8 protein-coding genes and 2 pseudogenes are annotated in these 9,669 nt (G+C 66.9%); 2 read left to right on the forward strand and 8 right to left on the reverse strand.

Translation table 11 applies throughout. The annotated features are described in order from the left end of the window. Positions 1-300: 300 nt before the first annotated feature. The 8 genes and pseudogenes from ACFVUT_RS37395 to ACFVUT_RS37430 form a co-directional block, all read right to left on the reverse strand. Positions 301-1,103, reverse strand: a pseudogene (locus ACFVUT_RS37395) (IS5 family transposase); the annotation flags it as partial. A gap of 36 nt (positions 1,104-1,139) precedes the next feature. Next, a complete protein-coding gene (locus ACFVUT_RS37400; protein ID WP_389661108.1) occupies positions 1,140-2,546 on the reverse strand; it encodes an IS630 family transposase in 1,407 nt (468 codons plus the stop codon). A gap of 85 nt (positions 2,547-2,631) precedes the next feature. Next, entirely contained in the window at positions 2,632-3,273 is a 642-nt protein-coding gene (locus tag ACFVUT_RS37405; RefSeq protein WP_389661106.1) for a gamma carbonic anhydrase family protein, read from the reverse strand. Positions 3,274-3,546: 273 nt separating this feature from the next. After that, positions 3,547-4,983 (reverse strand): IS1380 family transposase, encoded by a 1,437-nt coding sequence (locus tag ACFVUT_RS37410; protein WP_389661110.1) that lies wholly within the window; start codon positions 4,981-4,983, stop codon positions 3,547-3,549. Between the two features lie 415 nt (positions 4,984-5,398). After that, a complete protein-coding gene (locus ACFVUT_RS37415; RefSeq protein WP_389661104.1) occupies positions 5,399-6,817 on the reverse strand; it encodes a hypothetical protein in 1,419 nt (472 codons plus the stop codon). 262 nt (positions 6,818-7,079) lie between these two features. Beyond that, a complete protein-coding gene (locus ACFVUT_RS37420; RefSeq protein WP_389661102.1) occupies positions 7,080-7,244 on the reverse strand; it encodes a hypothetical protein in 165 nt (54 codons plus the stop codon). Positions 7,245-7,672: 428 nt separating this feature from the next. Continuing rightward, the gene (locus ACFVUT_RS37425) at positions 7,673-7,816 is read right to left on the reverse strand and encodes a hypothetical protein (protein WP_389661100.1); all 144 of its coding nucleotides are present in this window, start codon (positions 7,814-7,816) and stop codon (positions 7,673-7,675) included. Further along, positions 7,813-8,178, reverse strand: a complete 366-nt coding sequence (locus tag ACFVUT_RS37430) for a hypothetical protein (protein ID WP_389661098.1) — start codon at positions 8,176-8,178, stop codon at positions 7,813-7,815. The genes ACFVUT_RS37425 and ACFVUT_RS37430 overlap by 4 nt, the downstream gene beginning before the upstream one ends. A gap of 154 nt (positions 8,179-8,332) precedes the next feature. On the opposite strand from ACFVUT_RS37430, the gene ACFVUT_RS37435 reads away from it, so the two are divergent. Both ACFVUT_RS37435 and ACFVUT_RS37440 read left to right on the forward strand, forming a co-directional pair. Then, positions 8,333-9,316: a tetratricopeptide repeat protein gene (locus ACFVUT_RS37435; RefSeq protein WP_389661096.1), complete on the forward strand. Its 984-nt coding sequence runs from the start codon at positions 8,333-8,335 to the stop codon at positions 9,314-9,316. A gap of 173 nt (positions 9,317-9,489) precedes the next feature. Continuing rightward, positions 9,490-9,669, forward strand: a pseudogene (locus tag ACFVUT_RS37440) (IS1380 family transposase); the annotation flags it as partial.

Genomic DNA, 9,669 nt, shown 5'->3' on the forward strand with positions numbered 1-9,669 from the left:
CGGTCGAGTACCCACACCTTCTCGAACGGCCGAATCATCACACCGGTTACGGCCCACCAGGACGTTTCAGCAAGATCGTGTTATGAGCTCTTACGAGACATCAATGGGGGTTCACACGGTTCACCCGTCCAGCCTTTCCCTCGCCTGTCGTTCCCCGATGGCCAGGGAACCCTTGGGCTTGAACGCTCAGCTTCACACCCCGCTGTTACCGGCGACGCATGTGAGCGCGGGAACGGATTGCGGACACTAATCCGGGGTCAGCACATTCATTCCTCCTTCTTGGCTTTCCCACTTAACGTGTGCGACTTCGTGTCGCACCTTGAGCCGGTTGAAGCAGCGTTCGACAACGTTGCGGGTCTTGTAGAGCTCGCGGTCGAAGGCCGGCGGCCTGCCGCCGGCCCGACCGCGCCGCACGCGGTTGGCCTTCTGGTCGGCCCTCTCCGGGATTACCGCCCGGATACCCCGGCGCCGCAGGGTCTGGCGGATCGCCCGTGACGAATACGCCTTGTCGGCGATGACCGCGTCGGGCCTGCGGCGCGGCCGCCCGACGCCGGTCCGGGGTATTCGCAGTGCGTTCAGGACCGCGTCGAAGGCAGTGGAGTCGTTGACGTTGCCCGGCGTGACGAGGACAGCCAGAGGCAGGCCCCGGCCGTCGCAGGCGAGGTGGACCTTGGTGGTCAGCCCGCCGCGGGACCGGCCGAGCGCCTGGCCAGCCGCCGCGCGTTGCGAATCGCCCAGTTCGCCCCCCGCCGGTGCCCCTTCTTGCCGGCACCGGCGGCGTGCTGGTGAGCACGGTTGACCGTGGAGTCGACCGACACGGTCCACTCCACCGCTCCGACCGAGTCGTCGCGGACCTGGACCTCCTCGAGCAGACGGGCCCAGGTCCCGTCCGCCTCCCAGCGGGCGAACCGCTCATAGGCCGTCTGCCACGGCCCGAAGCGATCCGGGAGGTCACGCCACGGAGCACCCGTCCGCAACCGCCACAACACCCCGTTGATCACCTGCCGGTGATCCCGCCACGGACGACCCCGCCCGTCAACTCCCGGCAGCAGCGGAGCTATCCGCTCCCACGCCGCATCCGTCAACTCTCCACGACCCACCACAAGATCAATTATCAGACAGGTCCTAGCGGTGGTTTGTTAGCCCGGGAGTAGAGATCGAGTGGGTGGCCTGCGCCGACGGCTTTGATCAAGGCTTGGAGTTCGGGTGGCGGGGGTGCGTTTGTCCAGGCTCGCCAGCAGCGTTGGAGCGTGGTCCAGGGGTCGAGCCAGGCCCCGGACGGCGCGGATCGCCTTGGGCCAGCTGGCCGTTTGGCGCTGGTGGGGTCTGTCTCGGCCCCTCTCAGTCGGTCCCGCCGGAGTTGCGGCCGGCGGGACCGTGGGGACATGGGCGAGTTCCCCGTCTGGCGGTTGAGTGAACCAGGTGTCCCAGCAGAACGAGAAGGCGCAGGTGACCAGGGTCTGGTGGCGGCGGATGGCGGTGTCGGAGCGGACCTGGAAGTCGGCCCAGCCGAGTTCGTCCTTGACCTGCTTGTAGCTTTGCTCGATCCAGTGCTGGATGCCGTAGATCCGGACGACTTCGTGCAGGTCAGCGGCGGGTTCGGGGCTGTCGGCCTCACGTGGGCCGCCAGGGCGGGGCAGATCGGTGGCCAGGTACCAGGTGGCTTGTGCGGGCAGGGTGGCCGGGTCTGTGGTCGTCACGACCAGGCGGACTGTCGGCGGGTAGAGGGTGCGCAGGTAGCGGCAGAATTCCAGGAACTTCGATCGGTTCTTGGTCTTCTTGATGTGGCCGTAGAGCTTGTCCTTGGCCAGGTCGTAGGCGGCGAACAGGTGCCGCACCCCGTGTGGGCGGTTGTAGGTCGCCCGCCGCCTACGGCGTGGTTCACGGTCGGGGTCATTGTGCCTGCCGCCGCGTTCGGCCCACTGCCGGCCCGGGTACGGTTGCAGGTTCAGCGGGCCGAACTCGTCCAGGCAGAACACCACCTCCGGCTCGCCGTCCTCGGGTATGACCTCGCCGTCGGCGATGGCGTATAGGTGCTCGACGCGGGCCTTCTTGGCGGCGTAGTCCGGATCGTGGGAGGCCTTCCAGGTCTTTACGCGTTGAAACGAGACGCCCTCCTCGCGGAGCAGAACCCGCAGGCCCTCGTGGCTGATGTCGTCGACCACCCCCTCGGCGACCAGGAAGTCGGCCAGCTTGGCCAGGCTCCAGGTCGAAAACAGCAGGCCGTGCTCGGCCGGCTTGGACTTGGCGATCTTCTTGATCTCCCGGCGCTCAGGCAGGGTAAAGGTCCTCGGCCGTCCGCCCGCGTACTTCGGATAGAGCGAGTCGAAGCCGTCAGCGTTGAAGTTATGGATCATATCCCGGACCCGGTCCGCGCTGGTGAACGTCACCTCGGCGATCTTCGCCACGGGAATGCCCTGCACGGATAACAGCACCATCTGCGCCCGGCGCCAGGTCACCACCGACCCGGTACCCCTACGGATGATCCGCAGCAGCCGCCTGCCCTCGTCGTCATCGATTTCACGGACCCGCACTCGCTCTGCCATCGGCACAGCTTGCCGGACGCTCGCGCCCGTGTGGTATCCGGACGACGCGTCACCTCGCCACAGCACAAGGGCGGCTGATGCAGCGCTAGCCGGGATTCAGAACCTCATCGTCCGCGTGCGTGCCGAACTCGGCGACGCGCACCTCCGCGATGTGCTCGTACCGGCTGATCCGGTCGGTCCACTCCGCGTCGACGCCGAACGCCACCTGCGCGAAGCCCACCCGCCTGACGGCCTCGGCCAGGCCCGGATCACCAGGGGCCAGCAGCTGCACCGGCGCGTCAAGCGCCACGGTGTGCGGCGGCACGAAGTACTCGTCCGGCAAAACGGTGCGAGCATGGACGAGCGCGCCGACAGCGACAACCGAGCCGGCCCCCAACCGTGCGCACTGCAGGACCGTCGCCGCGGTCGCCACATAGACGCACCTGCCGACCTCGCAGCCCAGAAGCGTGGCATGCGGCCCCACGAAGACGTGATCGGCGACAAGCACCGGCTGATCGCCGGCGACCGCAGACCCGCGCAACACCGCGTTCTCGCAGATCACCGCCGCCTCCCCGACCTCGATCCGAGACCCCTCGGCATCGAGCACCGCACCGTACATCACCCGTGCCCTCGGCCCCACGCGGACATCACCGACGAGCGTGGCCGTCGGGGCGACGTAGGCGGTGGGATGGACCTGCGGTTCATACCCGAGGTGCCGGATACGGATTCCCTGCGCTTCAGCGATCACGAGCGGATTCTCACCCGACCGACCGCGAGCATGCTGGCGGATTTCCGACGTCGCGTTCGCCGAGACACGTGCCATCCGCGATCTGAGGCACTACAGGGCGAACGTTGGCTGATACGGCACTAGCCTCGCCGTTTCGGTTGGGCTGAGGCGGCTGCGTTGGTCATCAACTGTTGGGTGGTCGAGGCGATTCTGTTGCCTGGGCATGGTGGAGTCCCGGCGCAATGGTCAGGTCCTCCGGGTCCTTCGGATCGTGGGTGGGCGGGGGGCCGCAGGTCAGTCAACTGGTCGGAGCAGTGCGGCAAGGCGGTTGAAAGCCGTCGCCAGTTCGTGTCTCCAGGGCCAGGTCGCCGAGATTCGCAGGCGGAGGCGCCGTCCACCACGGGTGAAGCGGGCGGCAACGTGTAGCAGCCGGTAGCGAAGTTTCTTGGGTTCGGCGGCGGCGAGTTCGCCATCCAGCAGGAGGACGCGGGCCCAGGCGAGGAGATCGATCGCCGTGAGGCTGAGTTCAAGCCAGGTGGCGTTGACGTCGAAATGGCGGGAGGGGAAGCGGCCGAAGCCAGTGTTCTTGCCGCACCGGATGTGGTCCTCGACGGTGGCGTGTCCGCGGTGTCGGACCTCAAGGAACTGTGCGGAACCGCCGCCGGAGTAAGGGGTATCGGTAAGGAATACCTGGTGCCGCAGGCCCTCATCGTGATCGAACAGGGACAGTTGGGCGCCGGGGTGCGGTCGTTCGCGCCGCACGGTGATGCGGGTGCCGACCGGGTAACCGGCGAGGTCGACCATGCCGGTCAGTTCGGCGACCTCGGCGCCGTCTCGCAGTGTCCCGTTCTGGTCCAGGGCAGGATGCCAGAGAGCTTCGGGCAGTGAGCGGATTGCACGACGGACTGGCTCGGTGACCGCGTATCCGACCGAGAACCGCAGGTTCAACCCGTGCTCGCGCAAGGTCCGGATGTGGGTGAGGAAGGCTTTCGCGGACCCGGCGCTGTCGGCGCGGACCAGGATCTGAGTGCCGTACCGATGAGCGTCGGGGATCTGTGCGAGGGCGTCGTCCAGCACCGCGATGTGATCGGCGGCGGTGTTGGCTCCGGAGTTGCCGGGCCGCAGCCGGCCGGACATGGCCTCGCCGGTGTTCGCGAGGAAACACAGCAGCGGATGAAAGCCGAAGCCGCCTTTGTAAGTGGGCGCGGCCTGTTCCTTTTCCGAGTGGGAGGTGATCAGCGTGGCGTCGAGGTCCAGGACCAGGCCGGGAAGTTCTCGTCCGCCGGCCTGGACGGCGGGTATGCCCCGGCCGGTCTCGGCGGCCTGCATCCAGGCGACTTCCCGGGCTGAGGCGCGGGCCGCTCGCAGCGAAGCGAGTACTGCCCCGTCGGTGTCGGCGAGCAACCGCCAGGCGGTGGGCGTGGAGGCGACCGGTCCGAATACCTCGCCCTGGTCCCGCAGCGCGGCCAGATCCGCTATCGCCTCACCGCCGTCGGCGAGCATCACCGCGAGATCGGTGGCGGTCCGACCTGGATCGTGCCCGGTGCCACGCGGTCGCAGCGGCCTGAGCGCAGTGGAGTAGGCGGTGGTCAGACCGGTGACATCGGCAAGATCCGCCAGCAAACGTGCGCCCGCGTGCCCGACCACCCCCGAACCGTCAGTGGAGACGTGGAGCTTGGGACGAGAACCGATACCCTGCACGCAGAAAGTGCCTTCCGCTTGGACCGACAGAACCCCTCGACAAGGTTCATCGTCCCAGCCCAGAAGGCACTTTCGTATTTCTTCCCCGCTTCCGGCCTCATCTCAACCGAAACGGCGAGGCTAAAACGGGACCTGCGCGACTGGGGATGACCGCGCGCTTTGGAACTCATGGCCGGAGTCATTGATGCCGTTCAGGCCCTCACCACTGGCGGCGCAGCTGGACGCACTCTGCGGTGATCTGGGCGAGGAGGTCGGTGTCGTCGGCGGGCGGTACCCGCCGCGTAGCCCGCATCGAGGAGAACGTCGGCACCAACGCCCTGCGCCGGATGGCACCTTCAGCATGGTCCCCGTCACGCCAAATAGTTCCCGGCGTGTGCATGAGCTGAGAAAAGGGAATCATGACCGTACTTGAAGCGTTCGACCGTTGGTCTGGCCTCAACACGCTTTAGCGCAGCGAGGCGAAGATGTGCTGCCATTGTTCGATCGCCTGGGTGATCTGTGACGATGCACCCGCCGCGGCCGTGATCGCGGCCAGTGCGTTCCGGCCACGACGCCGACTGCCGTCCGCATCTGGATCGGCCACCGCCGCTGCAACGTCGGCGACGTTCTCCAACTGCTCGGCGCGGCTCTGGGGATCAAGGTTCTGGTCGGCCTGGACCGCCGCGCTCAGGGCGTTGACGGCCTCCGCGGACTCGGTGTCCCCGCGCTGCATCACTGCAGCCACATTCGATCCGATGACGTTCAGCGTGTTCGCGATCTGTACGACTCCGGCCTGAATGGTGATGCCGTTCTTCTGAGTGTTCTCACCGGAGTGGTCGGCGTATTCGGGCATGGAATTCAGTACCTCCACCATATAATTCAAGGCAAATGTCACAAATATCCGGTGCATTCGGGAGCGAACTACGGGAGCGGCCGAAGTGTCGTCCCACCGGCTCACCGCTTGGAACCCCACGGTCGTCCGTTCGAACCGTTGGAGGACGTCGGCCGTGAGGAAGTCTGTTAGCAGACGGGCACCCGCGTCCCAGGTTGGCACGGCCATCGAGAAGCCGTGAGGCGGCGTCGCCAGGAATCGGCGGGATTGCTTCTCGACGTACTCGAAGATCCGGTCTTCGACCGCTTCCGCGACCGTGTCCTCCCTGAGCCGGGCGACCCGAGGGGGAGACAGCCCCGGCGGCGGCTCGTACGACGGGAGGGCGTGCAATCTGCGGGCCACGGCGGCCAGGTCTTCCACCAGGCACTGCAGGAACTCCCCCCACTCCCCGGCCGCTCGCACCGGGGTGCCGGACGGTTCGTACGCGGTGTCATCGTCGTCCCGCCAACGCTGGAGTGTGCTGCCGCGCGTGAGTATGGGACGTATCGCGGCCTCGACCTGATGGTGCAGAGGGGACAGCAGCGCGTTCCGGGCCTCCGCCCAGGCGACAGCCCGGTAGACCGCTTCCTCCGTTTTGGGAGTCAGCCGCCAGCCCTGCTGGATCGGGCCCCAGCCTTGGCGACCCCTGGTCCGGTAGCGCCCGGCACAGCAGCCGGCCGCCGCCAGGGGACGCAGCGCAGCGGCATGGGACTCAGCTTCCCCTGCAATGGAACGGACGAGGCCGGCCACCACGTCGGCGCACAGCTGGCGGGCCTGCTCGGGGTCGGCTAGCTCCAACGTGGTCTGGGAGGGTAGGGCGATCTCGGCGAGGTTGATGCGCGCCATGCCGGAATCCAGAGGTTCGACGGTCGCCGGGGTGGGCAGGAACGCGGCAGGTTGTTTCTGCTGCTTACGACTTTCCTGCTTCCAGCGTGCTACCTCGGCGTTGACCGCGGCTCGCTCATTGCTCTCGACCTCCTGCGCCCGCGCCTTCCGTTCGGGCTCGTGCTTCATCCAGAGCACCAGACCACCAACAATTAGCGAACCCCATATGTACAGGTTCCCGGCGGTTTTACCCCCCATTAAGCCGGCGACCGCGAACCCGATGCCCCAGAGAGCGATTCCCCCGCACATCAAGCCTCCCGCTGCCTCATGCAGAACTCAGCTCATGCTAAACACGGGCACCCCACCCCCAGGCGACATCCACGAAACCTCCGCGACTCGACGCCCTCGCCTGTTTCAGCGCTTCGGCTGCGGGCAGGCAGACCCACCAGGCTTAGTAGGGCGTTTCGTCGTCGTAGGAGTCGTAGTAGACGCAGAGTTCGTACACGCAGCCGAGCGAGGCGGCCAGCTCCGTCATTGTCTCCTGGGTGCGCTCGTCCAGGTCCGGATCTTCGCCCGCGAGGCGCTGGGGGTCTTGGACCTCAAGGCGCCACACCACCTATTCGAAGTCCTCGGAGTCCGTCACTCGCCCGGTGTGACCCCTGCTGTACCCGGCCAACGTCCCGCTCCCCTACTTTGCCCTGCTTTGCCCTGCTCCGACAGTCCAGTGCATCAAGGCCATGGGACGGGCGGGAACGTTCGCAGACACCCGGCCCCAACGAGCGACGCACAGGGCCCGGTTCGCGCACCGGTTCAGCCGGCGTCAGGGTCGTATCCGAGGTACTGAAGGAGACGGCGGCGTTCGTCTTCCTCACGCTCAAGGAGTGCCGCCAGGACGCGCGCGTCTCGGTGGGAGGTGATCGCGGCCTTGAGCACGGCGGCGAAGGCGTCGGACGGCAGGGCCTCGGCCTGGGTGGTGGAGGTGCCGCTGAACGAGCGGTGATCACTGACCTTCGGCGGGGCGGTGGACAGCCTGTAGTCGGCGATCTACTGCTCGGTCACCGCCAGGCGCTCGAAGACGACGCCCGTTCCCGGGGCGTCCACGGCAGCGAACGCGGTGACGTCCTTGGCCAGCGCGGAGAACAGGTGGACCCCGCTCTGGTCCCAGTCGGAAACGACGAAAACCCTCACCGCGCGGTGTCCGTCAGCAGCCACGCACAGCGCTGCACCCGTTTCATCGGCAGCCCGTTGAATCCGCTGCCCGAATACACAGACACGCCGTACGGGTCGGAGACGGCGACAAACTGGGGAACCATCCCGGCTGTCTCGCAGACGATCTCAAGCCGCACCGGCTGGCCGGCTTGCCCGTCCAGGCAATAGTCCAACGCCACCTGGCGCAGCCCGGCCCTGAAGTCGTCGGGCCCGTCGTAGGCGATGGGTTCGGCGCGGATTTCGGTGTCGTCGCGCAAAGCTTCCCACCGGATGCGGCCCGAGCGGCGGGCCATCCCAAGGAGCTCCACTGTCTGTTTGTAAGTGCGCTCTTCCTTGACCATTCTCCGGGGCTCGGAGTGCGCTGACACGGCTGCTCACAGGGGTTCTTGCAGTTCAATGCCGCTCTGATGGCACGCTATCCAGCGCAACAGGTGTGGTGCAAGGTTCCTGTGGGCGGTGCTCACAGGAACCTTTGGCCACGGGTATTCTCTGGCGATGTCGAATCAGTCAGTGGCGGCGGGAGTCAGTCTCGCTGGTGTGATGGCGCACTGCGGCGGAAGTCCGGTGGGCGCCGTGGAGCTTCTGGTGGGGGCAATAGCCGCGGCACCGGCGGCTCCGGAGCCCTATGCGGCCCTCGCCGAGTTGTGGCAGGACCGACGCTCGGAACTGAAGGAGAGCCTCGAAGAGGACGGCTCCTTGAGCGCTGTGTTGGCGCAAGCGTATTTCTTGTTCCTGGAAGGGGACATGGACGACGCGGTGACGGCCCTTGGTTCGGTCACGGGTGTGCGGCCCAACGTGGCATGGGGCGCTGCACCCTGGTTCGGCGATGCACGTTTTCTCAGCGCGGTGAGTGCTGCGGCGCTGGCCGAGGCGTGTCTGCGGACGTTGGACTACGGCCACGACCTGGACACCGACGAGATGCGGGAGCGGTTCGCGCCCTGGTTTCATGCCCTCGACGTGGTGTCCGAACGGAATCCCGTGCCGGAGTCGCTGGCCGCCATGGCCCGGCTGCCGCGGGCCTGCGGCCGGTACGAACTGTCCTTCGCTCTGTGCGACCGCGCCGATGCCGTCGATCAGGTCATGTGGACCGCAGTCGCACGAGCGACCACCTGGCGCGTGATGGGCGACCTGGATCAGACTGCTGCGGCCTTCGAATGCGCCCTGCTCATCGACTCCGCCAACTGGTCCCTCTACCTGGACCTAGCGGACGTGCGTGCCGAGCAGGGCGACTTCGCCGCAGCCGCGAGCCTCGTCGAACAGAGCCTGGAATACGAACCTCACGAAGTCTCCCTACGCGCGGCGGGCGCCGCCTACCGTACGCGCCTTTCCGGCTCGTCCGACGACCTGAGTGCCCTGATCGCCCTGGCGCCGGAGCTCGCGAACACCAGCTACCGGAACCTGCTGATCGACTACGCATGTGCAGGTCCGAAGCTGTCTCGGAGACTCGTTGCCGAGGCCCACCGCATCTGTAAGAACTGAAAAGGCCGTCGCGCCAACCGGTGCCAGCCAGGATGCCCTTCCGGTTCCTAACCTCGGGCTTTCGCGAGGTGGGTTGTCCGATGCTTGATCAAATAAGCGGAGGGTGCTCCTGGCCTGCAACGATGGGACTTGTCTAGGGTCCTTTTGGCTGCACGGGAAGAAGCACTCTCCAGGTGAGTAAGCGTATCGGGTTGTACCCGCGTGTCCGCGTCGAGGGCGGTGGCAGCGGGGCGGTCTCGCAGGCCGGGGCGGTGCTGCTGGTCGAGAGTGTCCGCAAGTTGGGCCTGGACACCGCGATATCGACGGCGTTGGCGCCGTGGCGCAAGCCGCGGGCGGTGCATGATCCGGGCAAG

Source organism: Streptomyces sp. NPDC058051 (assembly GCF_042885475.1).
In the GTDB taxonomy this organism is placed as follows: Bacteria; Actinomycetota; Actinomycetes; order Streptomycetales; family Streptomycetaceae; genus Streptomyces.

Excerpts from the sequence above, each read along its gene's own strand:
- ACFVUT_RS37430 (WP_389661098.1), bottom strand. The coding sequence starts at position 8,178 with ATGGTCAAGGAAGAGCGCACTTACAAACAGACAGTGGAGCTCCTTGGG.
- ACFVUT_RS37435 (WP_389661096.1), top strand. The coding sequence starts at position 8,333 with ATGTCGAATCAGTCAGTGGCGGCGGGAGTCAGTCTCGCTGGTGTGATG.
- ACFVUT_RS37400 (WP_389661108.1), bottom strand. The coding sequence starts at position 2,546 with ATGGCAGAGCGAGTGCGGGTCCGTGAAATCGATGACGACGAGGGCAGG.
- ACFVUT_RS37415 (WP_389661104.1), bottom strand. The coding sequence starts at position 6,817 with ATGAAGCACGAGCCCGAACGGAAGGCGCGGGCGCAGGAGGTCGAGAGC.